The organism is Erwinia sp. S43 (assembly GCF_016624745.1).
In the GTDB taxonomy this organism is placed as follows: Bacteria; Pseudomonadota; Gammaproteobacteria; order Enterobacterales; family Enterobacteriaceae; genus Erwinia; species Erwinia coffeiphila.
Map to the genome: position 1 here is coordinate 339,901 of NZ_JACVTX010000002.1, position 25,136 is coordinate 365,036.

A 25,136-nucleotide genomic window follows, 5' to 3' on the forward strand; every position below is an offset into this window, starting at 1 on the left:
CGCTCCCGGTTAAATGACCGATCCACGCGCAGCAATGCCGCCGTCGATAGTGATGTTGGTGCCGCTGATGTAACCCGCGCGCCCTGAAGACATAAAGGCCACCAGGTCCGCCACCTCTTCAGAGGTAGCCGGGCGCTGGCCCGGATAGAGCGCGAACAGCTCCTCCCAGCGCGACTCGTCGCCCAGCATGTCGATCGCTTTGCGCTTCATGATTTTCAGCATGCGGTCGGTGGCGACCGGGCCGGGGTTGATACCGATGACCCGGATGCCGTCATCCAGGCTGCGGCCGCCCAGCGCTTTGGTGAACGACATCAGCGCGGCGTTGCCGGTGCTGCCGGCGATATAGCTGGCATCCCAGTTTTCCCCGGAGTTGCCGATGACGTTGACGATCACGCCGCTTTTGGCCGCTTTCATTTGCGGGTAGTAAAGACGGCAGAGGGAGATATAGCCGAAGACCTTCAGATCGAACCCGGCGCGCCACTCGCGGTCGCCGACCACCTCCAGCGATCCGGCAGGGATATCGCCCGCGTTGTTGATAAGAATATCAATCGCGCCGACTTCGGCCGCCAGGGACTCCATCGCCGCCGTTGAGCTGAGGTCTTGTTCATACACCGAAACGCTGACGCCATATTCGGCAATCAGCGCCTGTTGCAGATCGCGCATCGCCGCGCCGTTACGCGCCGCCAGGTGTAGCGTACAGCCTTCGGCGGCCAGTACGCGTGCCGTCGCTTCGCCGATGCCTTTTGATGCGCCGGTAATCAGCGCGATCTTGCCGTTCAGATTGAGATTCATTTGGTGCCCTCCAGTTTAGGTATACATAGCAAAGCAATTTGCATACCAGGAAGGCAAAAATGTTTATTTGGTGAAGCCCGCGATAAAATCGACCAGGTCATCGCCCAGCAGGGTCAGGTGCTTGCGCATCGCGTCGTGCGCGGCATCGGCGTCGTTACGGGCGATCGCCTCAAGGATCGCGCCATGCTCCTCGAGAGTTTTATTGACCCGCCCCGGATGGAAGGTCACCCGGCGGCGATAAACGCCCACGCGGTTACGCAGAGCGCGCGTCTCCTCGGCTAAAAAAGCGTTGCGCGCAAAGGCGTAGATCCCTTCGTGGAAGCTGAGATTCATTTCATAGAAGGCTTCCGGCGAGATTGACGGACCGCGATCCGCCATCTGCTGCTGGATCTGACGCAGCGCAGCCAGCTGAACCGGCGAAATGCGCCGCGCCGCCAGCCGCGCGCACAGCCCTTCCAGCTCGGCCATCACCTGAAACATTTCCAGCAGCGTATTCATGCTCAGGGCGCGCACCATCACGCCCTGACGGCCGTTGAGATCCACCAGCCCGTCGGCCGCCAGCAGGCGAAAGGCCTCGCGTACCGGGGTACGGGAAACACCGAACCGCGCGCCAATTTCCTTTTCATCCAGTCGTTTACCCGGTTCCAGCGCGCCGCTGGCGATCTCTTTTTCCAGCGTCTGCTTCAGGCCGTCCGCCAGCGAGGTTCCCGTCAGGCGGGAGAGGTTTTTTTGCTCACTCATGGTGCTGTTTGCTCATCAGGTTGCACTGTTACGATCCATTTGCATACCTGTTAAATGAAAAGGTATACATCTCTTTCACCACTTTATATTGCGTATTGTCGCTGATTTCTGGCGCGGGTCAATGGCATTTATTGAAACTGGCACACATCCTGCAAGTCCTGAAGGGCAGTTAAGACATTAAAAAAGCGTTCACATGTATACATAACACGATTTTTGATTATCACCTGAATGTTAAACCCGAAACCAGAGGATACGCTCATGTCAGGACTTACCTCGCAGTTCGCCCGTCGTTGTCTGACTGGATTGCTCTGTACCGCGCTGCTGGCCAGCGCCGCGCAGGCCGCACAGGAGAAAGTTTCCGTGCGCCTGAAATGGCTGGCGCAGGCGCAGTTTGCCGGCTTTTACGTTGCCAAAGAAAAAGGCTTTTATGCGCAGCAGGGGCTGGACGTCACCATCAATCCGGGCGGTCCGAACATCAACGTAGAAACCTTAGTGGCGTCGGGCGCGGATACCTTCGGCCTGGCGGGCGGTATGGAGAGCGTGCTGGCCGCGCGGGAAAAAGGTCTGCCGATTGTCGCGCTGGCGATGTCCCAGCAGCGCACGCCGTTCGCTTTTGTCACCTATGCGGATTCCGGCATCAACAGCTTTAAAGATTTTAAAGGCAAAAAAGTCTCGGTGTGGTTTACCGGCGTGCAGTATCCGCTGCTGGCCTCGCTGGGTGCAGCAGGGCTGAAAAAAGAGGATATCACCCTGCTGCCGCAGTCGGTGTCGCTCAACCCGTTTATCGATAAGCAGGTCGATGTCGCCACCGTCACCCTCTATAACGAATACAACACGCTGAAAGAGAAAGGCGTCACCAACCTCAAACTGATTTCACCCGATGACGTCGGGGTGACCACCCAGCAGGATGCGCTGATTACCTCAAAATCGATGGTGGAAAAAAAGCCGCAGCAGGTCCAGGCCTTTGTTAACGCCACGCTGGAAGGCTGGAAATACGCTCTCACCCACCGCGACGAAACCATTGATATTCTGATGAAAACCAACCCGAGCCTCGATCGTAAGCATCAGGTGGCGATGCTCGACTCCGTCGCCTCGCTGATGTACCCGCAGGGATCGCCGGGGCTGGGCAACGTCGATATGCCGAAAGCCGAGAAGATGATGAAGTTGCTGGTGGAGTACGGCGCGCTGAAACAGCCGGTTGACGTTAACCAGACCTTCGACCTCAGCTTCTGGAATAACGTCCCGGCGCAGTACAAAACCCTTAACTGATCACCGCACGGAGAAGCCTGATGACCGTTGCACCAAAAAAACATCTGCCCCTGCTGCAGCTGGATAATTTATGGAAACGCTTTGGCGATGGGCAGCAACAGGTCATCGCCGTCTCCGGCGTCAACCTGACCGTCAATGAGGGGGAGTTTGTCACGCTGGTTGGCCCTTCCGGCTGCGGCAAGTCAACCCTGTTCAATATGATCGCCGGACTGCTCGACCCGGACAGCGACGGGGCGATCCTGTTTAAAGGCCAGTCTCAGCGGGATGGCGAGCTGCTCGGCAAAGTGTCGTTTATGCCGCAGCGGGACCTGCTGCTGCCGTGGCGCACCATTATGGATAACGCCATTCTGGCGCTGGAGTGTGAAGGCGTGCCGCGCAAAGAGGCCCGCAAACGCGCCGAGGCGCTGTTCCCCAGCTTTGGTCTCAGCGGCTTTGAGCAGAGCTATCCACATCAGCTCTCGGGTGGAATGCGCCAGCGCGTGGCGCTGATGCGCACCTTCCTGTTTGAGCGCGATTTAATGCTGCTGGATGAGCCGTTCGGCGCGCTGGATGCACTGACCCGCACGCTGATGCAGCGCTGGCTGCTGAAGCTGTGGGAGCAGCATCGCCGCACCGTGCTGTTTATCACCCACGACATCGATGAGGCGATCTTCCTCGGTAGCAAAGTGGTGGTGATGAGCGCGCGCCCCGGCACCATCAAATGCGTTGAGCAGATCGATCTGCCCCGCCCGCGTACCCCCGACATGCTTACCTCTGCCGAATTTATCGCCATCAAGAAACGGCTGCTGGAGGCGATTGAGGAGGAGAGCATGAAGTCATTTCGCTTCACCGAGCATGAGGAACAGTCATGATCAAACGCCTTCTGACCCATCCTCTGGTGGTCGCGGTGTTGCTGGTGCTGCTGTTCTGGCAGGGAAGCGTCACGCTGTTTGCCATCAGCCCACGCTATCTGCCGTCGGTGCCGATGGTGGTGGCAGATATCCGCGCGAACGCCGATCTGCTGCTGGCCAGCACCGGGCGCACCGGGCTGGAAACGCTGCTGGGCTTTGCGCTGGGCACCGCGTTTGGCGTGGCCTGCGGCATCCTGTTTTTCTACGTCAGCTGGATCGATCGCGCCTGGTTTCCGCTGTTTGTTATCTCGCAGACCGTGCCGGTGATTGCCTTTGGCGCGCTGGTGGTGATCTGGTTCGGCAACACGCTGTTCGCCAAGGTGATGATCGCTTTTTACCTGACGTTTTTACCCGTCACACTGAACACCAAGCGCGGCCTGCAAATGGTGGACCCGCTGCATATCAGCCTGCTGCGCAGTTTCGGTGCCAGCGGCCTGAAGCGTTTTCTGGTGCTGCACTTCCCCGCCGCCGCTCCGTCGATTTTTGTGGCGCTGAAACTGGGCATTTCCCTCAGCCTGGTCGGCGCAATTGTCGGCGAGTGGTTCGGTGACACCACGGGTCTGGGCGTGCTGCTGATCCAGTCGATGTACAACGAAGACGTGGTGAGGATGTGGACGCTGATCGTGATCTGCGGGCTGACCGGTGCGCTGCTGTATGGCGTGGTGGAACGGCTGGAGAACAAACTGGCCTGGTGGGGGAAATAACCGTGATACGCAAACTTCTGCCGCCGTTCTTCGGCGTACTCAGCCTGATCCTGCTGTGGGAAGGCAGCATCTGGCTGTTTCATATTCAGCCGTTTGTGCTGCCTTCGCTGCACAGTATCGTGCTGGCCATTTTTAGCAGCGGCAACAGCCTGTGGGTGTCTATGGGCTGGACGCTGGTGGAGGCGTTGAGCGGCTTTGCGCTTGGCCTGCTGGCCGGTCTGCTGCTGGCCATGCTGATGACGATTTTTCGCCCGCTGGAGGCGATTCTGATGCCGCTGGCGGTGGCGATTAACTCGGTGCCGACCGTGGCCTGGATACCGCTGGCGCTGATCTGGTTTGGTATGGGGGCGCTGTCCAAAATCGTGCTGGTGGTGCTCGCCGTCAGCTTTGTCATCCTGGTCAACAGCCTGCACGGCCTGAAACAGGCCGACCCGCAGATGATCAATCTGATGCGCAGCTTCGGTGCCAGCCGCCTGACCATTATGCGCAAACTGCAGCTGCCCGCCGCGCTGCCCAGCATCGTCAGCGGCCTGCGCGTGGGGCTGGTGCGCAGCATTATCGTGGCGATTGTCGCCGAAATGCTCGGCGCGTATCAGGGCATCGGCTGGACCATCTTCCAGTCCACGCAGCAGGTGGATCTGCTGACCGTATGGGCTGCCGTCGTCGTTTCTTCTCTGGTCAGTATCGCACTCTACGGCCTGTTGGCCTGGATCGACACGACCTTCATCTGGTGGAAATAATCATGACTCAATCCGAACAGCAACTTCGCGTACAGCTTGCCGCCTGCTACCGGCTGATCGCGCATTTCAAGATGGACGATCTGATTTACAACCATATTTCCGTACGCCTGCCGGGGCCGGAACACCATTTTCTGATCAACCCCTACGGACTGTTTTTCTCTGAGGTGACCGCCTCCAGCCTGATTAAGATCGATCTGGAAGGCAACGCGCTGGAACCGAGTGACTATGAGGTAAACCGCGCCGGGTTCGTCATCCACAGCGCGATCCACGCGGCGCGGGAAGATGCCATCTGCGTACTGCATACCCATTCCGATGCGGCCACCGCCGTCTCGGCGCTCGAAGAGGGTTTACAGCCGGTCAGCCAGTTTGCCATGCACTTCTGGAATCGCCTTGGCTATCACGCCTATGAGGGCGTGGCGCTGGATACCGATGAGCGCGAGCGGCTGGTGCGCGACCTCGGCCCGCATCAGGTAATGGTGCTGCGCAACCACGGCATTCTCGCCGCCGGTCGCACCATTCCCGAAGCCTTTATGCTCGCTTACTACTTCGAACGCGCCGCGCGCATTCAGCTGATGGCGCAGGGCAGCGGTAGCCAGCTGCTGCTGCCGCCGGAAGCCGTTTCGGAGAAGGCCGCACGCCAGTTTAATCAATGTGAAGGGGATATCCGCCTGCGTGGTGAACGCGAGTGGCCCGCCTTTATCCGTCTGCTGGACAACCTTGACCCCAGCTATCGTCAGTAACGCTTGAGGAGATTAGTCATGTTAGAACTTCGTCCGTTAACCGAACATATCGGCATGGAAGTGCTGAACGTTGATGCCACCCAGCCGATCGATGCTGAGACCTTTGCCGCCCTGCGCGATGCGCTGAACACCCACTCGGTGCTGCTCCTGCGCCAGCAACCGGTCAGCGAGTCGCAGCACGTGGCCTTTGCCCGCGAGTTCGGCGAGCTACAGGTTCACGTGCTGAGCCAGTATCTGACCACGCCGTACCCCGAGCTGTATGTGCTGTCCAACGTTAAGCAGGACGGTAAGGCGATCGGCAACCATAAAGAGGGCTGGAACTGGCACTCTGACTGGTCCTATTACGATGTGCCCTGCTTCGGCTCGGTGCTGCACGCGGTGGAAGTACCGCCGGTTGGTGCGGATACGCTGTTTTCCTCCATGTTTGCCGCCTATGACGCGCTGGATGAAGAAACTAAACGCCTGATTCAGCCGCTGAGCGCGGTGCACTCCTATTCCACCTACTACGCCAAAGCCTTCGCCGATCGTGAACCGCTGACCGAGGTGCAGAAAGCCGCCACCCCGGACGTAATCCACCCGCTGGTGCGTCGCCATCAGGAAACCGGCCGTCCGTCGCTGTTTGTCGGCCAGGATATCGTGAAAGAGATCGTCGGCCTGTCGCCGGAAGAGAGTGAAGCGCTGCTGGCGCGGCTGAATGCCCACGCCGTTAGCGAGCAGTTTGTCTATCGCCACAAGTGGCAGGCGCACGATCTGCTGATCTGGGACAACCGCTGTACCATGCACCAGGCCACGCCGTATGACGATGTCGCCTATCGCCGCGTGATGCATCGCGCGACGGTGAAGGGCAGCGAACGCCCGCAGGCGCTGGTGTAAGCCATGGCCGCTTCCGACGAACGACTGCATCAGGCGCTGCTACAGGCCTTTAAGCAGCGCCACCTGAACAGCCTGAGCTGGCTGGCTGCGGAACCGGCGCTGGCAGCGGCGGCGGCAGGCAGCAACGACGCGAGCGCCCCGCTCGCCGGTTTCCCGCTGGTGGTGAAAGACAATATCGATGTTGCCGGAATGCCGACCAGCATCGGCACCGCGCTGCTGGCGGAGGAGCCGGTCAACCGCAGCGCGGAGCTGGTGACGCGCTTACAGCGTGCCGGGGCGATTATCATCGGTAAGGCCAGCATGCACGAGCTGGCCTCCGGCACCAGCGGGCTGAATGCGGCCCGGGGCGATGTGCTGCATCCCTTCCTGCCGGGTCGCGTGGTGGGCGGTTCTTCCAGCGGCAGCGCTGCCGCCGTGGCGGCCGGGATTGTTACGGCCAGCATCGGCACCGATACCGGCGCATCGGTGCGGCTTCCGGCCTCGTTCTGCGGGCTGATTGGCTTTCGCCCTTCGCTCGCGCGCTATCCGCAGCAGGGGATCGCCCCCATATCCCCCAGCCGGGACACCGCCGGTATTATCGCTCAGCGTATGGACGACGTGCTGGCGCTGGATGCCGTTATCAGCGGTGAATCCGCCCTACCCGCCGTGATGCTGGCCGACCTGCGGCTGGGCGTACCCCGCGCGCACTTCTGGCTCGGCTGCGAACCGGTCGTTGCGGCGGCGGCGGAGACGGTGCTGCACCGGTTACGCGATCTCGGCGTCACGCTGGTTGAGGTGAACATTGAACAGGCCGGGGAGCTGGCGGTACAGGCGGGATACCCGATGGCTTCGTTTGAGATGCTGCGCGACCTGCCGCGCTATCTGCAACAGCGCGGCAGCCGCTACAGTTTTGACCAGCTGAAAAGCGCCATCGCCAGCCCCGACGTGCAGGCGCTGGTGGCGGATGCCGAAACCATCGGCCCCGAACGCTATCAGGAAGCACTTAACCACTGGAAGCCGCTGCTGATTGCCCGCTATCAGGCCGTTTTTCAGCAGCATCGCTTAGACGGTCTGGTGTTTCCCACGGTGCCTTTGCTGCCGCCGCCGGTCGCGCAGGCCAATGCGCTGTTCCGCCAGCTGATCGCCAACTGCGAACCGGCTACGGTCGTTGGACTGCCCTGCATCAGCCTGCCGCTGGCGCAGACGCCGGACGGCATTCCCGTGGGGATGGAGTTTCAGTTTGCGGCCGGGGAGGACCGCCGCCTGCTGGCGGCCGCGGCGCTGCTGATGGCGCAGTACCACCACGGATTGACGTGTTGAAATAGACGTAAAGGTAACGGGACAGAGCTTAACGCTGAAGCTGCGCCCTGTTAAGCACGGGTGTTACGTGATTGCTTGTGAGGTCAGGCGATGCGTCACCCCCTTCAAAGCGAGGGGGTGACTTTTTTTACGCGATTACTTCACGCAGGTGTCACACTGATTGTGGATCTGCTGGAAGAAGTCGTTGCCTTTATCATCGACCAGGATAAAGGCCGGGAAGTTTTCGACTTCAATTTTCCAGATAGCCTCCATACCCAGCTCAGGGTATTCGACGCACTCCAGACTTTTAATACTCTGCTGCGCCAGCACCGCAGCCGGGCCGCCGATACTGCCGAGGTAGAAGCCGCCGTGTTTCTGGCAGGCATCCGTTACCTGCTGACTGCGGTTACCCTTCGCCAGCATGATCATACTGCCGCCGTTGGCCTGTAGCAGGTCAACGTAGGAGTCCATGCGCCCGGCGGTGGTCGGCCCCAGCGAACCGGAGGCATAGCCTTCCGGCGTTTTGGCCGGACCCGCGTAGTACACCGGGTGATCCTTAATGTACTGCGGCAGCCCTTCGCCGTTATCAATTCGCTCTTTCAGCTTGGCGTGGGCGATATCGCGCCCGACGATAATGGTGCCGCTGAGTGACAGGCGGGTCGATACCGGATACTCAGACAGTTGGGCGAGGATCTCCTTCATCGGGCGGTTCAGATCCACCTGCACCACATCGCCCTCGCCCTGCTGGCGCAGTTCTTCCGGTATATACTGGCCCGGATTCTGCTCCATCTTCTCAATCCAGATACCGTCGCGGTTGATTTTCGCCTTGATATTACGGTCGGCGGAACAGGATACCGCCATCGCCACCGGGCAGGATGCACCGTGGCGCGGCAGGCGGATCACGCGGATATCGTGGGCGAAGTATTTACCGCCAAACTGCGCACCCAGCCCCAGCTGCTGCGCCGCCAGCAGCAGCTCCTGCTCCAGCGCCACGTCGCGGAACGCCTGGCCGTGCTCGTTGCCTTCGGTGGGCAGCTGGTCGTAATAGTGGGTCGAGGCCAGCTTCACGGTTTTCAGCGTGCTGTCGGCCGACGTACCGCCAATCACAAAGGCAATATGGTACGGCGGGCAGGCCGCAGTACCCAGGCTGCGCATTTTCTCGGTAAGGAAGTTTTTCAGTTTCCCGGGCGTCAGCAGAGCTTTGGTTTCCTGATAGAGGTAGGTTTTATTGGCCGATCCGCCGCCTTTGGCCATGCACAGGAATTTGTATTCATCGCCATCAACGCTGTAGAGATCGATCTGCGCGGGCAGGTTGGTGCCGGTGTTCACCTCACGGTACATATCCAGCGCGGCATTCTGCGAATAGCGCAGGTTGTCTTCGGTGTAGGTGTTGTACACCCCCTGCGCCAGTGCGGCCTCATCGCCGCCGCCGGTCCACACGCGCTGCCCTTTTTTACCCATAATAATCGCCGTACCGGTGTCCTGACAGGTCGGCAGAATGCCCTTGGCGGCAATTTCGGAGTTGCGCAAAAACTGCAGCGCCACGTAGCGGTCATTCTGGCTGGCTTCCGGATCGGCCAGCATCGCGGCCACCTGACGCTGGTGCGCCGGGCGCAGCATAAAGGAGGCGTCGTGGAAGGCATGCTGCGCCAGTAGCGTCAGGGCCTGCGGTTCCACTTTTAAAATAGACTGACCGTCGAATTCACTGACGGAAACGTGATCGCGGGTGAGCAGATAGTATTCGGTATCCTCTTTGGCAAGAGGGAACGGGGTCTGATAATGGAACGGTTTTTTCGACATTTTGCTCTCACTTAATGATAAGTAGCCGCGCAACATCGCTGAACTACCCGCAACGTCACTGGCGATATTTCATTATGGTTTTATTATCTGGCCGGCCCGGGGAGATGCGGGGCCGGCAGGTTTAGTGAGAATGTTATAGGGAGTTGGGGATAATAACCATGACTTCTGTGCCAGATCAGAACATCATTACCATCCACGGATAGCCGATCAGCATCAGTGCGCACAGGAAGAACAGTCCGAAGATGGTGCCCATTCGCCAGTAGTCTTTGGTCGGCAGATAGCCGCTACCGTAATAAATCGGGCTGGGTCCGGTGCCGTACGGCGTGATAATCCCCATTACGCCCAGTGAGGTACACATCATCAGGCAGAATACCGGCATATTGATCCCCGGAATGGAGGCGGCAATGGTCAGCATCGCGGGCAGCAGCGCGGTGGTGTGCGCGGTGGTGCTGGCAAACAGATAGTGCAGCAGATAGAAGGCGATCATCAATACCACCGCCGACACCTGCGGATCGTAGCCGTGGAGCAGCAGACCACCCTGCTTACCCAGCCAGGCGATAAAGCCCACGCGCGCCAGACCGTCGGCCAGCGCCACCAGCGTGGCGAACCAGGCGAAGGTGTTCCACGCCGGTTTATTGCTGGTGATATCATTCCAGTTCAGCACTCCGGTCCACAGCATCAGCACCACCACCAGCAGCGCGGCCATCGCCGGTTCAATCCACGCCGTGGCGAAGATCCACATTAGCAGCGCCGACACCACAAACACCAGCAGCAGGATTTCATTGCGCGACAGTTTGCCCAGTTTTTCCAGTTCGCTGGTGGCCCAGCGCGGCACCTCATCGTTGAATTTTACCTCCGGCGGATAGAGCCAGTAGGCCATCAGCGGCATAGTCAGCAGAAGCAGTACGCCCAGCGGCAGGAAGGCGATAAACCACATGCCCCAGGAGATATCAAAGCCGATAACGCTTTTCACCAGCGCCAGCGCCAGCAGGTTCGGTGCTAGGGCGGAGAGGAACATCGAGCTGGTGATACAGGCTGCGGTGATCGCCACCCACATCAGATAGGAACCGATCTTACGCGCGCTGGGGTCGTTGGGTTTGGAGCCGTACAGCGGCGGCAGGTTGGCGATAATCGGATAGATAGTCCCGCCGCTACGCGCGGTGTTGGACGGCGTAAACGGGGCCAGCAGCAGGTCGGCGAAGGTTATGGCGTAGCCCAGCGTCAGGCTGCGACGGCCCAGGTATTTCACCAGGATCAGCGCCAGCCGACGGCCAAACTGCGTTTTGTCATAGCCTGCGGCAAACATAAACGCGCCAAAAATCAGCCATACCGTAGAGTTGCCGAAGCCGCTGACCGCCCACTTAAACGCCTGGGTGGCGGTTTTGAAATTCGGATCGGCCAGTTCCGCCGGGCTGAACAGCACCCACGGACTGAACAAAGCGATGGCCACCACCCCGGTCAGCCCGATCACCGCCCCGGGCAGCGGCTCGAAAATCAGGCCGACAATCACACCAACAAAAATCGCGAAGAAGTGCCATGCATAAGGCTCCAGCCCCTCAGGCACCGGCATCAGTAGCAGCAGTACCGCCACGAGAACGGGCAGGAACATCATAATCAGGCGTTTTTTATTTCCCGTTGCGGCCGGAGGGGCAGCAGCGGTTTCACTAACCGACGATGTCTGTTTCATAGTTTTTATCTGCAGGTTGATGAGTTTGAGTGAAGTATCCACATACTTTATAGCCGATATTCTGTTTATTTTTTAATTTTTTTATGCGGGTAACCCGGGTATCAAGGGAGCCATCCGCCATCAGATAAAATCATGCATTGTTATATTTCGTTTACTTTTGCTATTCCCGCGAAATTAAATGGAAATATTAATATCAATAATAAGGTTTATCTCAACAGAGAAAACCTGTCGTTTACTTTATAGACAATACAGTTCATGCAACAAAAACAACATATAGGATATTGTTTTTGTTGAAGTTATTTTTATGTATATTGAAAGTTGATTTTTTGTTCTTGTTGGTTAACAATTAATAAATTATTTTATTTTGGCACAGTAATATCTGTTCATTGTTGGTGGTTGAATTTAGAATAAAAAACTATCCACCCGAGTAATTTTATATTCGCCACAGGATGCCGTTAAATCGCTATTTTTTAAATCGTCGCCTGCAACAGAATTATAAGAATTTTTATTTGGAGCCCACCTGATGAATACGTTAAGCCCTGTTCTTAATCCGCTGACGCTGCCGAACGGCGCCGTGCTGAAAAACCGTCTGTTAATGGCCCCCATGACCACCTGTACCGGCTTTTACGATGGCACGGTCACCAGTGAACTGGTGGAATACTACCGCGATCGCGCGGGCAGTATTGGTACGGTGATCGTTGAGTCCTGCTTTATCGACCCCAAAGGGCCGGCTTTCCCCGGCGCTATCGGCATCGACAGCGATAATAAAATCTCCGGTCTGGCAAAAATTGCCCACGCTATCAAGACCAAAGGCTCCAAGGCCATTTTGCAGATCTATCACGGTGGCCGCATGGTGGAGCCGGAGCTGATCGGCGGAAAAACGCCGGTAGCGCCAAGCGCTATCGCCGCTCCCCGTGAAGGCGCAACGACCCCACAGGCGCTGACCGCAGAAGAAGTCGACGTGATGATCACTAAGTTCGGCGATGCGGTAAACCGGGCAATCAAAGCCGGGTTTGACGGCGTGGAGCTGCACGGTGCGAATACCTATCTGATCCAGCAGTTCTATTCACCGAACTCCAACCAGCGCGATGATAAATGGGGCGGCAGCCGCGATAATCGCACCCGCTTCCCGCTGGAGGTGCTGGAGATCACCCATAAGATGGTGCGGCGCTTTGCCGACTCCACCTTTATCATCGGCTATCGCTTCTCGCCGGAAGAGCTGGAAGTGCCCGGTATCCGCTTCGACGATACGATGTACCTGCTGGAGAAGCTGGCGGAGCGCGGCATTGACTATGTGCATTTCTCCGTCGGCCAGCTGTTGCGCCCGTCGATTGTTGACCGCGACGATCCTACTCCGCTGATCACCAAATATCTTGCCGCCCGTACGGCGACCCTGGCAAAGGTGCCGGTTATCGGCGTGGGCGGCGTGCTGAATAAAGCCGACGCCGAACTGGCGCTGGAAAAAGGCTTCGATCTGGTGGCGGTAGGTAAAGCCTGCATCGCCTACCCGGACTGGGCCGATCGCATCATTAAAAACGAGCAGCTGGAGCTGTTTATCAACAGCACCCAGCGGGAAGCGCTGAACATTCCTGAACCGCTGTGGCGATTCTCACTGGTGGATGCGATGATCCGCGATGTCAGCTCCGGCGGCCGGAAGTACAAAGCCGGCGTGTACCAGGAGAAAGTGGAAGCCGAAGCGCTGAAGCTGAAAATCAACGTTACGCTGGATACCGACCGTATAACCGACATCGCGATGGTGGCGGATGACTCGCTCGATGTGGACTTCACCACCACCTTTGAGAAGCTGCGTACCCGTATGCTGGTGGCCAACAGCCCCTACGTGGATGCCATCACCGGAGCGACCACCCAGAGTGAGGCGCTGAAAAAAGCCGTCTCACGCGCGATGACCACCTCCAGTAAAGAGCACGTGATCGAAGAAGGCGGCAACCCGCAGGCACCGCAGAGCTACGATGTGGTGGTGATCGGCAGCGGCGGTGCCGGGCTGGCGGCGGCGATCCAGGCCAGCGACGCCGGTGCACACGTGGTGATTATTGAGAAGATGCCGACCATCGGCGGCAACACCATTAAAGCTTCGGTGGGGATGAACGCGGCGGAAACCCACTATCAGCAGCTGAAAGGTATTGAGGACAGCAAAACGCTGTTCTATGACGAGACGCTGAAAGGCGGCAAATTCAAAAACAACCCGGTGCTGCTGAAAGAATTCGTTGAGCGGGCACCGGGGGCGATTGAATGGCTGAAGGACAATAACATCGAACTCAGCGACATCACCATCACCGGCGGTATGAGCGTTGAGCGCACCCACCGCCCTGCCGATCGTTCTGCGGTGGGCGGCTTCCTGATTAGCGGCCTGGTAAAAGGCATTAACCAGCGCAATATCGAGGTGCTGCTGGAAACCGCCGTGGAAGAGATCCTGCTGGAAAACGGCGTGGTCAGCGGTGTGAAGGTGGTCGACGAATACAACGACACCCGTGTTCTGAATGCCAAAAGCGTGATTGTGGCCACCGGCGGCTTCAGCGCCAATCGGGAAATGGTGGTGAAATATCGCCCTGAGCTGGATGGTTTTGTCACCACCAACCACAAAGGTGCCACCGGCAGCGGCATTGCCATTCTGCAACACATTGGTGCGGGCACGGTGGATATGGGTGAAATTCAGATCCATCCGACCGTGGAGCAAACCACCTCCTACCTGATTTCCGAAGCCATTCGCGGCGGCGGGGCGATTCTGGTCAGCCAGGCGGGCCATCGTTTCTATAACGAGATGGAAACCCGCGACAAGGTCTCGGCGGCGATTATCGCCCTGCCGGAGAAAAGCGCCTGGATAATCTTCGACAATCAGGTGCGCAGCAACAACAAAGCCGCCGATGAGTACATCGCCAAAGGCTTTGTTGTTAGCGCCCCTACCCCGCACGAGCTGGCGGTGAAGCTGAATATGGACCAGGAGACCCTGCAAACTACGCTGGGGCGCTACAACCAGTTCGTCGACCAGCAGAATGATGAAGATTTTGGCCGCACCACCGCGCTGCGCCATCCGCTGAATCAGGCACCGTACTACGCCATTCGCATTGCCCCCGGTGTGCATCACACCATGGGCGGCATCACCATCAATACCGAAACGGCGGTGCTGGATACTCAGCAGCAGCCGATTGGCGGCGCATGGGCGGCGGGTGAAGTGGTCGGCGGCATCCACGGTGCCAACCGGATTGGCGGTAACGCGATTGCCGATATCATCATTTTCGGCACGCTGGCAGGCCGTAACGCCGCCGCCTGGGCGCGGCGCTGACATCCGGTGGACGGGGTATATGCCTTTTCCGCTGTGATGATGGGTTCCCCGATCCTGCTGAAGCTGTTTGAGCACGATGAAGCGCTGGCTCGCGGGGTATTCCGGCTGATTAAACAGCAGGAAAACCGGCTGACCGTGAATCGCCCCCACTCGGAGGTGATGGCGATTAATCATGCGGCGGGCCGCCATCCGGTGGCCGTCAGCCTGCCGGTGTATCACCTGATCAAACGCGCTCACCGGGTCAGCCTGCTGCCCGGTAGCGCATTTAATTTTGCCATTGGCCCGCTGGTTAAGCGCTGGAAAATTGGTTTTCAGGGCAACAGCGTGCCGCCGGAGGATGAAATCAGGGCGTTACTGACGCTGACCCGGCCCGACGGGATAACCCTCGACGATGATAGCCACAGCGTGTTTCTGCATCAGGTCGGTATGGAAATTGACCTCGGGGCGATTGCGAAAGGCTGGATCGCCGATGAAGTACGCGACTATCTGCGCCAGCAGCAGGTGGATTACGGGCTGATTAACCTCGGTGGCAATATTCAGACGCTCGGCCACCAAACGGAGCGGTGCTGGGGCATCGGCCTGAAGCAGCCCTTTGCTGAAGACGGTGCGCTGATTGGCGTGATTAAGGTGATGAACCGATCGGTAGTCACCTCTGGCGTCTATGAGCGCTATTTCGAACTCGACGGACGGCGCTACCATCATATTCTCGACCCGCGCAGCGGCTATCCGCTGGATAACGAACTGCTCAGCGTGACCGTGATATCGCGAGAGTCGATTGATGGTGATATCTGGACCACGCTGCTGTACGGCATGGGCGTGGAAAACAGCCTGATGTATCTGGCAGATACACCGCAGATTGAAGCGATTTTTGTCACCCGCGACCGCCGGGTGATCTGTTCTTCGCAGCGTCAGTTCAGTTTTTCTCTGCTGGATGACAGTTACCTGCTACACAATGCAACGATCTGACCACTGCGTGACTTGCAACCGAGATTATCTGAAGTCAGGCGGGCGATGCGTTCATCGCCCGGAGAGAAGATTAATAACGCATCATGACCGATTTCAGACGCGTGTAGTCGTTGATAAATGCGCTACCAAACTCACGCCCGTTACCGGAACTTTTTATTCCACCAAATGGCAGCGCCGGATCGAGGAAGGTATGCATGTTTATCCAGACAATACCGGCCTGGATGCGCTCGCTATAGCGAATGGCCTTATTGAAATTATGCGTCCAGACGCTGGCGGCGAGGCCGAACGGCGAGTTATTGATCTGCTGGAGTACCTTTTCCTCATCGTCATAGGCGAGGAACGATCCAACCGGGCCGAAGGTTTCCTCACGCATCAGCGTAGAGTCTTCACTGCGGACTTTCACCACCGTTGGCAGGAAGTAGTAGCCAGGACGGTCCGGCGAATATCCACCGTAAAGGATCTCATCGCCATCCTCTTTCGCCCTGGCAACCATCTTCAGAATTTTCTCCAGATGGGCCTTATTAGCCAGCGGCCCAACCTGACAGTCTTCCTCGAACGGCGAAGCCACTTTCAGCTGAGAAAGCCGCTGGATCAGCGCGCTCAGCACCTCGTCCATTTTCTCTGCGGGCAGGTAGAAACGCTCCGCCGACGCGCAGATTTGCCCCTGATTCACATAGCCTGCCTCCATGATACCGTCAACCATCTCACTGACCGACATATCCGCCAGAAACAGTGCGGCGTTTTTACCGCCCAGTTCCAGAGTCGCCGGTTTCGCCAGCGCGCTGGCGGCGTTACCCACCGCACGGCCGGTCGGCACCGAACCGGTAAAGGTCACTTTGGCACAGAACGGGTGTTCGATCAGTAAAGGTCCCAGCAATCCGCCGTTGCCGTTGAGAACGTTGATCGTGCCCGGAGGGAAGCCGACGTCGGCGGCCAGCTGCGCCACCCGCAGCATGGTCAGCGGAGTAAATTCACTCGGTTTCAGCACCACGGTACAGCCACAAACCAGTGCCGCCGCCATCTTCCATATGGCAATCATGATCGAGAAGTTCCAGGGAATAATGCCGACCACGACCCCCAGCGGTTCACGCTGGGTAAATCCGCGATACTTTTCTCCGTTGAATGACGGCAGGGAGATCTCGGTCGTTTCGCCGTAAATTTTCCCTGCCCATCCGGCAAAGTAACGTAAAAATGCGACAGCCTGATCCACTTCCAGGCCGCGAGACAGCGCGATAGTTTTCCCGGAACACAGCGTTTCTATCTGCGCCAGTTCTTCCCGATGCTGTTCCATGGCATCGGCCAGTTTCAGCATCAGGTTCCCCCGCGCCTGCGTGGACATCTCCGACCAGCTGCCAAGAAATGCCTGCTGAGCCGCCGCCATAGCCGCTGCAACATCTTCCGCGCAGCCGTCGTGAACGCGTGCCACCTCATTCCCTGTCGCAGGGTCGATAACCGGGCGCAGAGCACCTCCCCCCGGCTGGCTCAATCCATTAATAAAATGGCCGTGATCGCGTTGTAAAAATGCGCTCACCGCCGCCAGCTGTTTTACCTGAGTCATACAAAGCCCCTGTTTGAGAGAGAGAATCCATTCTTGTCAGGGGGCGAAAGCCCCGTGAACACTGGATTTACCACGCTATCAATCTGCGTTATCTGTGGGGTCTTCTGTTTGAGCTTGCGTGCTTTCACATCAGACAATGATGCGGTAATGATGAATCGTTGAAAGTACGTTAAGGCAGGGAAAGCTGGCGCTGAATAGCAGAAAGCGTGCGTTTGCGAATAATACCGCTGGCTGTGCGGATTAACAGCCAGTAAGGCAGCAACTTGAGCCGGGTGGCATTGTCCGGACAGTTGATAAACGTTTCGGTTTGTAGCCGCCAGTCGTCTCCTGCTGGCAATAGTTGAAAATGTAACACCAGGCGGGCCACGCCGGGCTCGTTGAACGCAAAGAATTTGTGCACATCCCGCAGCGGAATAATGCCCATATCAGGTCGCCAGAACCGCCCGGTCAGGCCGTAAGTCAGACTGTCCGGCTGCCGATCCAGCGGGGTGAAGGTATGCAGACCAAAGGCAGCCTGTGGCTTACGCGGTTTATTCCTGGAGAAAAGCTTACCGGGCAACTCACGCAAAATCATAAAAGCATTTGAAAGAGGATCGCCACGCATATCGTACGCGGCAACGGCATCAAGGATAGCCTCTGCGCTGGCACGAATAGGCCCGGACTGATGACGCTCGTGGAAATTATACCCCGGTAAAAACGGCGTTTTGCTGTCTGAATATCGACTTTCTTTTTCGCTGATACAGCCAAATATACGCATTATCGATTCCTTATAGAGTGGGGTCGAGGATAGTACGTAAATTGCTAAAACAGAAAGGCGCCGCTGTTAAGAAGCGGCGCCCGATAAGAAGTGCATATCAATGATAGCTGATGGTGGTACCCACCAGGCTATTCGGTTCCGTATACGCTGCGGTGCGAATCGCTCTGGCAGGTACGGCGGTGGCCTTGCCCGACAACTGGGTCGTCAGTGCAACCAGCGTGGTGCTGCCGGTTACAAAACTGGTGGTTGAAGGCTGTTGCACCGTGGTCAGATAACCCTCTGTTTGTGCTGCCAGGCTGGCACCGGAAACCGTGCTCAGGATGACTGCAACAAGGGCCGTTTTACGAATGTTCATGATGTCCCCTTGATGCCTTTTCCTGCGATAGATGAATTACTGATAGATAACCGCTGTACCGTGCAGTTTGTTATCGCCAGAAGTCGAGGTGATTCGGAAAGATTTCGCGCCTGCCTGTTCAGCTTTCACTGCCAGTTTCGCTTCCAGTGAAGAAAGATTTGACGCGCCGCCTGCAGAAACAACCCCAATCTGTTGCTGCTGCTGAGGTGCACTGTTAACCAGATCGGCGGCAAAGCCGGTGAAAGAAACGGAAGCCAGAGCGATTGCAGCGATGGTCATTTTAATGGTTTTCATAATATTTACTCTCGATTTTGTGCTGTTCGGTTAGTTGGCGTCGTTATTAATTAACGATCGATAATTAAATATTATCCTCCGTCGTGCGTATCGTCAACACCATTTTATTAACGATCGATAATTTAATAACTAATTCATTGAATTTACTATTTTTATAGTGAGCACTTTTTTGCATAACGCCAGACGAAATCAGCCATTACGTACCGCTCGACAGCGGCTAACAATGTTTTTATACTGATTGATAATTTAATCATTTGTGCGGTAATGCTAAGCGAGGAATGATGACAACGACTGAGCAGGACGCAGCAACACGTAAAGGCCGGGGACGGCCGAAAACCTTCGATCGGGAAGCGGCGCTGGATATCGCGCTGGAGCTGTTCTGGCGTCATGGCTATGAAGCTACGTCGCTGGCCGATCTGGTGGCGGCGACGGGCGCAAAAGCGCCAACGCTGTATGCTGAATTTACCAATAAAGAGGGAATGTTCCGCGCGGCGGTGGATCGCTATACCGAGAAGTTCGCCAGTAAAAGTGCCGCAGCGCTCTCCTGCCCGGACAGCTGCGTGGCCAGCGGCGTGGAAAACTACTTCCGCTCAACGGCGGCCTGTTTTACCGACAGCGAAAAGCCGGGCGGCTGTTTCTTTATCTGCACCTCAACCGGTCTTTCCGCCAGCTCTGAAGACGTGGCGAAAATGCTGCGCAGGCGGCACGACAACCAGGAACAGAATCTGCTGGAGTTTCTGCAGGACCGTCAGACGGCCGGCGAGCTGGACCCGCGGGCGGACCTGAAAGGCATTTCCGCCTGGCTGGGCTGCCTGCTGCAGGGGATGTCCGTACGCGCCCGCGAAGGCGCGACGGAAGCGGAACTGAATGCGCTGGTGGATACACTGATGCTGCAGTGGCCAGTACTCAGCAAGCTGGGCGTGGATTAACGCGCCGGGCGTTCCAGTCCTAAATGACCGCGCAGCGTATCGGCCTGATACGCTGCGCGGAACACGCCCCTCTCTTGTAGCAGCGGCACCACGTCGTTGAAAAAGGCGTCCGAGGCTTCGGGGATCCACGGCGGCATCACCACAAAACCATCCACCGCACGCTGCTGATACCACTCGGCGATACGTGCCGCCAGCGACTGTGCGGTTCCCGCCACGATAAATCCGGACCCGGCTACCCATTTGGTAAACTGCCGCACGGTCATCCCCTGCTCTCTCGCATGGCTCAGCATCGGCGCAAAGCGCTCTTTTCTCGCCAGCTGGCCGACAATATCCGGCACCGGACCGTCAAGATCGTGCTGCGCCCAGTCGTAGTTCATAGTGTTTGAAAGATGGGTCAGCGTGGCCAGCGGATGATGCAACTGCTTAAGCTCATTCAGCAGATCGTCGGCCTCCTTCTGCGTACGGCCAATCACCGGCTGTAACCCGGGCAGGATCTTCAGGCTGTCTGGCGTTCGACCGTGGGCCACCACCCGCGCTTTCACCGCCGCGTACCAGGCCTGTGCCGAGGCCAGATCGGGTTTTTCGGCGGCAAACACCGCATCCGCCGTGCGTGCCGCCAGCTCCATAAACGGCCCTGAACCACCGGCCTGAAACGTCACCGGATGGCCCTGCGGCGGGCGCGAAATATTCAGCGGCCCGCGGCTACTGAACCAGTCGTTATCAATACCGGCGTAGCGAATCCGGCTGCCGTCCGCGTAGATGCCGTTTTCACGATCGCCGATAATCGCATCATCCGCCCAGCTGTCCCACAGCGTGCGGACCGCTTCGATAAATGCTTCTGCCTTTTCGTATCGCTGTTCGTGGCTCAGCAGCGTCTGACCAAAATTGGCCGCTTCGGCATCGCTGGTCGAGGTCACCACATTCCAACCTGCACGCCCGCCGGTCAGATGATCCAGCGTCGCCAGGGTTCGCGCAGCGGCAAAGGGCTGGATCACCGAGCTGGAAATGGTCCCGGCCAGGCCGATTTTATCGGTCACTGCGCCCAGCGCGGAGAGCACGGTGAACGGTTCCGGCCGCTCGGTCACGCGATGGCGAACCGCTTCGGTCACGCTGTCGCCATACACATCATCAATTGACAGCTTGTCGGCCATAAAAATCAGATCGAACTTTGCCGCTTCGGCCTTCTGTGCCAGTGATTTAATCAGCGGCCAGTCGGTGGGATTCGGTTTTGCCGCGCCGGGCATCCGCCAGCCCGCATAGTGACAGCCGGTGGTTTCCAGAAACAGCGCCAGATGCAGTGACATAATTTACCCCTTAGCCGGTTGGGTGCTGACGGTGAGATCGGTATCAAACCATTTCTCGGAGATCTTCTTCAGCGTGCCGTCGGCGCGCAGTTCGGTCAGCGCTTTATCCACCTTCGCCTTCAGCTCTTCTCCCCTGGCGTCCTTGCGGAACGGCAGCGCCACCTGCTTCTCGCCAAAGGTTTCACCGACCACTTTCAGCGGCAGATTCTTATGTTTGATCTGCCCCAGCAGGATCACCTGACCGGAAACGAAGGCATCCACCTTGCCCTGCGCCACGCTGTTAAACACCACATCAGACCCTTCGAAAGTCACCAGCTTGATTTTGTTTTCCGGGTCAAACTCTTTCAGCACTTTGGCATAGTTCGACCCCAGCTCGGCGGCCACGGTTTTCCCGGCCATATCGCTCAGCCCGTGGATGCTGTTGTTATTCACACTGACCGCCAGCGCCGCCGCAGAGTAGTAATACGGCACGCTGTAATCATATTTCTTGCGCCGCTCCGGGGTGTCGGCGAAATTGCCCACCGTATCCACCTTGCCGGTTTCCAGCGAGCCCAGCACCCCGACCCAGTCGGAGGTCACCCACTCGATTTTGTAGTGAATTTTCTCCGCCACCGCCTGCAGGATCTCAGCGCTGAAGCCTTTGATTTCGTTCCCCTGCTTAAAATAGTGCGGATAGCCGTCCGGCGTGGCACCCACCCTCAGCACCGGCTGCTCCGCAGATTTATCGGCGGCATTATCACAGCCGCTCAGCAGTGCCAGCGCGCCGGCAATCAGTACATATTTATACCCTTTCATGATGTTATTTCCCGGTTAGTCAGAGGACGTATGGCTTGCCGATATAGCGTTCCAGCTGCCGCTGTAGCGCGCTGAGCACAATGGTCAGCGCCCAGTACACCAGCCCGACGGCAAAATAGGCTTCAAAGAATTTCAGTGATTCGGTGGCGATCAGCTTGCCGCCCGCCAGCAGTTCACTCACCCCGAGGGTAAAGGCCAGCGACGAGTTCTTGATCAGGCCAATCCAGATATTTCCGGCGGCGGGAATGGCATTGCGGCACGCCTGCGGCAGCAGAATGCGCCTCGCCGCGTTGACGTGGCTGAGGCCTGACGCCAGCGACGCCTCCCACTGCCCGCGATCCACCGAGTCGATGGCCGCGCGAAACACTTCGGCCAGATAGGCGGCACTGTTCAGGCTCAGACCGATGATCACCGCGTGCGTGGCGCTCAGGCTGTTAAGCACCGGAAACAGCTGCGGCAGGCCGAAGTAGATAATCAGCAGCTGCACCAGCACCGGCGTACCGCGGAAAAAGGAGATATACAGATGGGCGAACAGCGCCAGCGGACGGATGCCGCGCAGCAAAACGGCCAGCCCGGCACCCAGCAAGGTGGCCAGCACAATGGAAGCCAGTGAAATAAACAGGGTGATCGGCAGGTAAGTCAGGATCTGGGGAATAATCCCCAGCATATAGCCAACGTCAAAATTCATGGCGGGATGTCCTTATCGTGGTATCAGGCAAATTCGTGGAGGAAGCGGTGCGCGCGGTTTTCCGTGACGGGATCAAACAGCACATCCGGCGCGCCCTGCTCAAGGATGCGCCCCTGCTCCATAAAAAATATCCGCTGTGAAATATCGCGGGCGAACTTCATTTCATGGGTGACGATCAGCATGGTCAGCGAGCGCTCGGCCAGACTGGCGATCAGGTTGAGAATGTCGCGCCGCAGCTCCGGGTCGAGCGATGAAGTGGGTTCATCCAGCAGCAGCGCTTCCGGCTCCAGGCTCAGCGCACGGGCGATGCCGACGCGCTGCTGCTGACCGCCGGACAGCGTAATGGGATAAGCCGAGGCTTTATGCGCCAGCCCGACGCTGGTCAGCAGTTCCATCCCCCGATCGCGCGCCTCATCCCGGCGATAGCCACGGCCGTAGATCAGCACTTCGGAGATATTTTCCAGCGCGGTTTTGTTCTTAAACAGGTTGTAGTGCTGAAAGACCATCGCACTCTGGCGACGAAAACGAGTAGTGCTACGGTGGGTCAGGGACGCGGCATCGACCGTTTCATCACCGATGGTGAGCTGGCCGCTGTCGGGTTTCACCAGCAGATTCAGGCTGCGCAACAGCGTGGATTTTCCCGAGCCGGACGGCCCGATAATCGACACCACTTCGCCACGTCGGACGCTGAAACTGATATCGTTAAGCGCCTGATAATTCTTAAACTTCTTATTTAACCCGCTGACTTTAATCATGACCGCCCCACTAAAAAATCACTTTGGGGCAGTGTAACGTTGCAAAAAATTGCAGACGAATGCTTAAAAATTATAAGGTTAGTTATTATTCGCTGAAGAAAACAGCAGAAAAATGGCCTCCCGAAGGAGGCCGTGAAGATTAAGGGCGTTTGGCGCGTTCGACGGTGACCTGCTGCGCAATGCGATCGCCAATGGTACGGTCGATATTGCGCCAGTATTCAAAGGCGCGGGACAGCACCGGCTCCTCCACGCCGTTGAGCAGATGGCCGCTGACGTTATCCACCAGCCGCTGGCGGGCGGCATCGTCCATCACCTGATTAATCAGCGTGTTCGCCTGGCCGTAATCGTCATCGTCACGATGCAGGCTGTACGGTGCATGGACCATATCGCCGCTAGCATGCCAGGTGGAATCCGTCGGGTAGCGCTGGCCGTCGGCCACCGGGCCGCCTTTGGAGTTCGGTGCATAAACCGGGTCGGACACCGGATTCATGCGCATCGCGCCGTCCTTGCTGTAGCTGTTCACCGGCGAATGCGGTGCGTTAACCGGGATCTGCTTGTAGTTCACCCCCAGCCGCGCGCGGTGCGCATCCGCATAGGCAAACATGCGGCCAATCAGCATCTTGTCCGGGCTGATGCCGATGCCCGGCACCAGATTGTTCGGCTCGAAGGCCGCCTGTTCAATCTGCGCGTGGTTATCGGTCGGATTTCTGTCGAGCGTGAGCGTGCCGACCTTAATCAGCGGGTAATCCGCATGCGGCCACACTTTGGTCAGATCGAAGGGGTTAAAGCGATAATTATCCGCCTCGGCGAACGGCATAATCTGCATATACAGCGTCCAGCTCGGATACTCCCTGCGTTTGATCGCGTCATACAGATCGCGGGTATGATAATCACCGTCCTGCCCGGCCAGCAGATCGGCCTCCTGCTGGTGCAGACACTCCACGCCCTGGTCGGTTTTGAAGTGGTATTTCACCCAAAACTTCTCGCCCTGCGCGTTCACCCACATATAAGTGTGGCTGGAAAAGCCGTCCATATGCCGCCAGCTTTTCGGGATACCGCGATCGCCCATCAGCCAGGTGACCTGGTGCGCCGATTCAGGCGACAGTGTCCAGAAATCCCACTGCATATCGTGATCGCGCAAATTGTTATCGGCGCGTCGCTTCTGCGAGCGGATAAAATGCTGGAACTTCAGCGGGTCGCGGATAAAGAACACCGGGGTATTGTTCCCCACCATGTCGTAGTTGCCTTCACTGGTGTAGAACTTGATGGCGAAGCCGCGCGGATCGCGCCAGGTATCCGGGCTGCCCCGCTCCCCGGCTACCGTGGAAAAGCGCATCACCACCTCGGTTTTCACCCCTGGCTGGAACAGCGCGGCTTTGGTATAGCGGCTGATATCCTCCGTCACTTCAAAACGGCCAAACGCCCCGCTGCCCTTGGCATGCGGCTGGCGCTCGGGGATGCGCTCACGGTTAAAATTGGCCATCTGCTCAATCAGATAGTGGTCATGCAGCAGCAGCGGGCCGTCGGGGCCGACTGAGAGGGAGTGTTCATCGCTGGCAACCGGATTACCGGCATCGTTGGTGGTAGGTTTGCGTTTATCATTGCTCATCACTGTCTCTCCGACTTTGTTATGGAGTCCAGCGATTAAGGGTAGACTATATACACAAAAAGATTGTGCCTTTAGTGTTTAACGATACAAGGCGCACACGTATTCATTTTCTGAAACACGTTCAGCAGATAGAAACTCAGCGCCCGAACTTAACGATCGCCGATGGTCTTATCGACATTTTTTTGTGATGACTGGCATTCTTCACGGATCGTTTGCAGACCAGTTTCCAGTATCAGTTCATCAGCCAGTTCGGTAATGCGTTTCTGACTTTCCGGCGATCGAGCCGCAATGACTTCATCTAATGTTCTCAT

23 protein-coding genes and 1 pseudogene are annotated in these 25,136 nt (G+C 57.6%); 10 read left to right on the top strand and 14 right to left on the bottom strand.

Annotation, left to right across the window (positions count from 1 at the left end):
• Window positions 1-9: 9 nt before the first annotated feature.
• Window positions 10-792: an SDR family oxidoreductase gene (locus IBT47_RS03770; protein WP_200559224.1), complete on the bottom strand. Its 783-nt coding sequence runs from the start codon at window positions 790-792 to the stop codon at window positions 10-12.
• 63 nt (window positions 793-855) lie between these two features.
• Window positions 856-1,533 (bottom strand): GntR family transcriptional regulator, encoded by a 678-nt coding sequence (locus IBT47_RS03775; RefSeq protein WP_200559225.1) that lies wholly within the window; start codon window positions 1,531-1,533, stop codon window positions 856-858.
• Window positions 1,534-1,791: 258 nt separating this feature from the next.
• On the opposite strand from IBT47_RS03775, the gene IBT47_RS03780 reads away from it, so the two are divergent.
• From IBT47_RS03780 to IBT47_RS03810, 7 genes are read left to right on the top strand one after another with little or no spacing between them, the layout of a single operon-like run.
• Complete coding sequence (locus tag IBT47_RS03780; protein WP_200559226.1) at window positions 1,792-2,802, top strand: ABC transporter substrate-binding protein; 1,011 nt, start codon at window positions 1,792-1,794, stop codon at window positions 2,800-2,802.
• Window positions 2,803-2,822: 20 nt separating this feature from the next.
• Entirely contained in the window at window positions 2,823-3,653 is an 831-nt protein-coding gene (locus IBT47_RS03785; RefSeq protein WP_200559227.1) for an ABC transporter ATP-binding protein, read from the top strand.
• Complete coding sequence (locus IBT47_RS03790) at window positions 3,650-4,396, top strand: ABC transporter permease (RefSeq protein ID WP_200559228.1); 747 nt, start codon at window positions 3,650-3,652, stop codon at window positions 4,394-4,396. Before IBT47_RS03785 ends, IBT47_RS03790 begins: the two co-directional genes overlap by 4 nt.
• A 2-nt stretch (window positions 4,397-4,398) precedes the next feature.
• Window positions 4,399-5,136 carry an ABC transporter permease gene (locus tag IBT47_RS03795; RefSeq protein ID WP_244913696.1) on the top strand — a complete coding sequence of 246 codons (738 nt, stop codon included), beginning with the start codon at window positions 4,399-4,401 and terminating at the stop codon, window positions 5,134-5,136.
• A gap of 2 nt (window positions 5,137-5,138) precedes the next feature.
• Window positions 5,139-5,876 carry a class II aldolase/adducin family protein gene (locus IBT47_RS03800; RefSeq protein WP_200559229.1) on the top strand — a complete coding sequence of 246 codons (738 nt, stop codon included), beginning with the start codon at window positions 5,139-5,141 and terminating at the stop codon, window positions 5,874-5,876.
• Between the two features lie 18 nt (window positions 5,877-5,894).
• The gene (locus tag IBT47_RS03805) at window positions 5,895-6,749 is read left to right on the top strand and encodes a TauD/TfdA family dioxygenase (protein ID WP_200559230.1); all 855 of its coding nucleotides are present in this window, start codon (window positions 5,895-5,897) and stop codon (window positions 6,747-6,749) included.
• Window positions 6,750-6,752: 3 nt separating this feature from the next.
• Window positions 6,753-8,048, top strand: coding sequence for an amidase family protein (locus IBT47_RS03810; protein WP_200559231.1), 1,296 nt, complete (start codon window positions 6,753-6,755; stop codon window positions 8,046-8,048).
• Window positions 8,049-8,183: 135 nt separating this feature from the next.
• Here IBT47_RS03810 and fumA read toward each other — a convergent pair whose 3' ends face one another.
• Together fumA and IBT47_RS03820 are read right to left on the bottom strand one after the other, a co-directional pair.
• On the bottom strand, window positions 8,184-9,827 hold the full coding sequence (gene fumA / locus IBT47_RS03815) for a class I fumarate hydratase FumA (RefSeq protein WP_200545044.1): 1,644 nt from the start codon (window positions 9,825-9,827) through the stop codon (window positions 8,184-8,186).
• Between the two features lie 175 nt (window positions 9,828-10,002).
• Window positions 10,003-11,514 carry an anion permease gene (locus IBT47_RS03820; RefSeq protein WP_105592001.1) on the bottom strand — a complete coding sequence of 504 codons (1,512 nt, stop codon included), beginning with the start codon at window positions 11,512-11,514 and terminating at the stop codon, window positions 10,003-10,005.
• A gap of 523 nt (window positions 11,515-12,037) precedes the next feature.
• Between IBT47_RS03820 and IBT47_RS03825 the strand changes: the two genes are divergently transcribed.
• Both IBT47_RS03825 and IBT47_RS03830 read left to right on the top strand, forming a co-directional pair.
• On the top strand, window positions 12,038-14,815 hold the full coding sequence (locus tag IBT47_RS03825) for a flavocytochrome c (RefSeq protein ID WP_200559232.1): 2,778 nt from the start codon (window positions 12,038-12,040) through the stop codon (window positions 14,813-14,815).
• A 36-nt stretch (window positions 14,816-14,851) separates the two neighbouring features.
• Window positions 14,852-15,781, top strand: coding sequence for an FAD:protein FMN transferase (locus tag IBT47_RS03830; protein WP_200559233.1), 930 nt, complete (start codon window positions 14,852-14,854; stop codon window positions 15,779-15,781).
• A gap of 70 nt (window positions 15,782-15,851) precedes the next feature.
• Here IBT47_RS03830 and IBT47_RS03835 read toward each other — a convergent pair whose 3' ends face one another.
• The 4 genes from IBT47_RS03835 to IBT47_RS03850 form a co-directional block, all read right to left on the bottom strand.
• Window positions 15,852-17,339: an aldehyde dehydrogenase family protein gene (locus tag IBT47_RS03835; RefSeq protein ID WP_200559234.1), complete on the bottom strand. Its 1,488-nt coding sequence runs from the start codon at window positions 17,337-17,339 to the stop codon at window positions 15,852-15,854.
• 169 nt (window positions 17,340-17,508) lie between these two features.
• On the bottom strand, window positions 17,509-18,096 hold the full coding sequence (locus IBT47_RS03840) for a hypothetical protein (RefSeq protein WP_200559235.1): 588 nt from the start codon (window positions 18,094-18,096) through the stop codon (window positions 17,509-17,511).
• Between the two features lie 97 nt (window positions 18,097-18,193).
• Complete coding sequence (locus tag IBT47_RS03845) at window positions 18,194-18,451, bottom strand: hypothetical protein (RefSeq protein WP_105591644.1); 258 nt, start codon at window positions 18,449-18,451, stop codon at window positions 18,194-18,196.
• A gap of 36 nt (window positions 18,452-18,487) precedes the next feature.
• Window positions 18,488-18,745 (bottom strand): YdgH/BhsA/McbA-like domain containing protein, encoded by a 258-nt coding sequence (locus IBT47_RS03850; protein WP_105591645.1) that lies wholly within the window; start codon window positions 18,743-18,745, stop codon window positions 18,488-18,490.
• A gap of 278 nt (window positions 18,746-19,023) precedes the next feature.
• On the opposite strand from IBT47_RS03850, the gene IBT47_RS03855 reads away from it, so the two are divergent.
• A complete protein-coding gene (locus tag IBT47_RS03855) occupies window positions 19,024-19,674 on the top strand; it encodes a TetR/AcrR family transcriptional regulator (protein WP_280523270.1) in 651 nt (216 codons plus the stop codon).
• Here IBT47_RS03855 and IBT47_RS03860 read toward each other — a convergent pair.
• The 6 genes and pseudogenes from IBT47_RS03860 to IBT47_RS03885 all read right to left on the bottom strand — a co-directional run.
• Complete coding sequence (locus IBT47_RS03860; RefSeq protein WP_234471683.1) at window positions 19,671-20,978, bottom strand: NtaA/DmoA family FMN-dependent monooxygenase; 1,308 nt, start codon at window positions 20,976-20,978, stop codon at window positions 19,671-19,673. The two genes, IBT47_RS03855 and IBT47_RS03860, sit on opposite strands and share 4 nt — an antisense overlap.
• Before the next feature lie 3 nt (window positions 20,979-20,981).
• The gene (locus tag IBT47_RS03865; RefSeq protein WP_200559236.1) at window positions 20,982-21,773 is read right to left on the bottom strand and encodes an amino acid ABC transporter substrate-binding protein; all 792 of its coding nucleotides are present in this window, start codon (window positions 21,771-21,773) and stop codon (window positions 20,982-20,984) included.
• Between the two features lie 19 nt (window positions 21,774-21,792).
• Window positions 21,793-22,461 carry an amino acid ABC transporter permease gene (locus IBT47_RS03870; RefSeq protein WP_200559237.1) on the bottom strand — a complete coding sequence of 223 codons (669 nt, stop codon included), beginning with the start codon at window positions 22,459-22,461 and terminating at the stop codon, window positions 21,793-21,795.
• Window positions 22,462-22,484: 23 nt separating this feature from the next.
• Window positions 22,485-23,216 (bottom strand): amino acid ABC transporter ATP-binding protein, encoded by a 732-nt coding sequence (locus IBT47_RS03875; RefSeq protein WP_200559238.1) that lies wholly within the window; start codon window positions 23,214-23,216, stop codon window positions 22,485-22,487.
• A 139-nt stretch (window positions 23,217-23,355) separates the two neighbouring features.
• On the bottom strand, window positions 23,356-24,825 hold the full coding sequence (locus IBT47_RS03880) for a catalase (protein WP_200559239.1): 1,470 nt from the start codon (window positions 24,823-24,825) through the stop codon (window positions 23,356-23,358).
• Window positions 24,826-24,983: 158 nt separating this feature from the next.
• Window positions 24,984-25,136, bottom strand: a pseudogene (locus tag IBT47_RS03885) (transcriptional regulator); the annotation flags it as partial.

Excerpts from the sequence above, each read along its gene's own strand:
- IBT47_RS03805 (WP_200559230.1), top strand. The coding sequence starts at position 5,895 with ATGTTAGAACTTCGTCCGTTAACCGAACATATCGGCATGGAAGTGCTG.
- IBT47_RS03825 (WP_200559232.1), top strand. The coding sequence starts at position 12,038 with ATGAATACGTTAAGCCCTGTTCTTAATCCGCTGACGCTGCCGAACGGC.
- fumA (WP_200545044.1), bottom strand. The coding sequence starts at position 9,827 with ATGTCGAAAAAACCGTTCCATTATCAGACCCCGTTCCCTCTTGCCAAA.
- IBT47_RS03820 (WP_105592001.1), bottom strand. The coding sequence starts at position 11,514 with ATGAAACAGACATCGTCGGTTAGTGAAACCGCTGCTGCCCCTCCGGCC.
- IBT47_RS03880 (WP_200559239.1), bottom strand. The coding sequence starts at position 24,825 with ATGAGCAATGATAAACGCAAACCTACCACCAACGATGCCGGTAATCCG.
- IBT47_RS03775 (WP_200559225.1), bottom strand. The coding sequence starts at position 1,533 with ATGAGTGAGCAAAAAAACCTCTCCCGCCTGACGGGAACCTCGCTGGCG.
- IBT47_RS03780 (WP_200559226.1), top strand. The coding sequence starts at position 1,792 with ATGTCAGGACTTACCTCGCAGTTCGCCCGTCGTTGTCTGACTGGATTG.
- IBT47_RS03785 (WP_200559227.1), top strand. The coding sequence starts at position 2,823 with ATGACCGTTGCACCAAAAAAACATCTGCCCCTGCTGCAGCTGGATAAT.
- IBT47_RS03790 (WP_200559228.1), top strand. The coding sequence starts at position 3,650 with ATGATCAAACGCCTTCTGACCCATCCTCTGGTGGTCGCGGTGTTGCTG.
- IBT47_RS03845 (WP_105591644.1), bottom strand. The coding sequence starts at position 18,451 with ATGAACATTCGTAAAACGGCCCTTGTTGCAGTCATCCTGAGCACGGTT.
- IBT47_RS03770 (WP_200559224.1), bottom strand. The coding sequence starts at position 792 with ATGAATCTCAATCTGAACGGCAAGATCGCGCTGATTACCGGCGCATCA.
- IBT47_RS03830 (WP_200559233.1), top strand. The coding sequence starts at position 14,852 with ATGATGGGTTCCCCGATCCTGCTGAAGCTGTTTGAGCACGATGAAGCG.
- IBT47_RS03855 (WP_280523270.1), top strand. The coding sequence starts at position 19,024 with ATGATGACAACGACTGAGCAGGACGCAGCAACACGTAAAGGCCGGGGA.
- IBT47_RS03850 (WP_105591645.1), bottom strand. The coding sequence starts at position 18,745 with ATGAAAACCATTAAAATGACCATCGCTGCAATCGCTCTGGCTTCCGTT.
- IBT47_RS03835 (WP_200559234.1), bottom strand. The coding sequence starts at position 17,339 with ATGACTCAGGTAAAACAGCTGGCGGCGGTGAGCGCATTTTTACAACGC.
- IBT47_RS03840 (WP_200559235.1), bottom strand. The coding sequence starts at position 18,096 with ATGCGTATATTTGGCTGTATCAGCGAAAAAGAAAGTCGATATTCAGAC.
- IBT47_RS03865 (WP_200559236.1), bottom strand. The coding sequence starts at position 21,773 with ATGAAAGGGTATAAATATGTACTGATTGCCGGCGCGCTGGCACTGCTG.
- IBT47_RS03800 (WP_200559229.1), top strand. The coding sequence starts at position 5,139 with ATGACTCAATCCGAACAGCAACTTCGCGTACAGCTTGCCGCCTGCTAC.
- IBT47_RS03870 (WP_200559237.1), bottom strand. The coding sequence starts at position 22,461 with ATGAATTTTGACGTTGGCTATATGCTGGGGATTATTCCCCAGATCCTG.
- IBT47_RS03860 (WP_234471683.1), bottom strand. The coding sequence starts at position 20,978 with ATGTCACTGCATCTGGCGCTGTTTCTGGAAACCACCGGCTGTCACTAT.
- IBT47_RS03810 (WP_200559231.1), top strand. The coding sequence starts at position 6,753 with ATGGCCGCTTCCGACGAACGACTGCATCAGGCGCTGCTACAGGCCTTT.
- IBT47_RS03875 (WP_200559238.1), bottom strand. The coding sequence starts at position 23,216 with ATGATTAAAGTCAGCGGGTTAAATAAGAAGTTTAAGAATTATCAGGCG.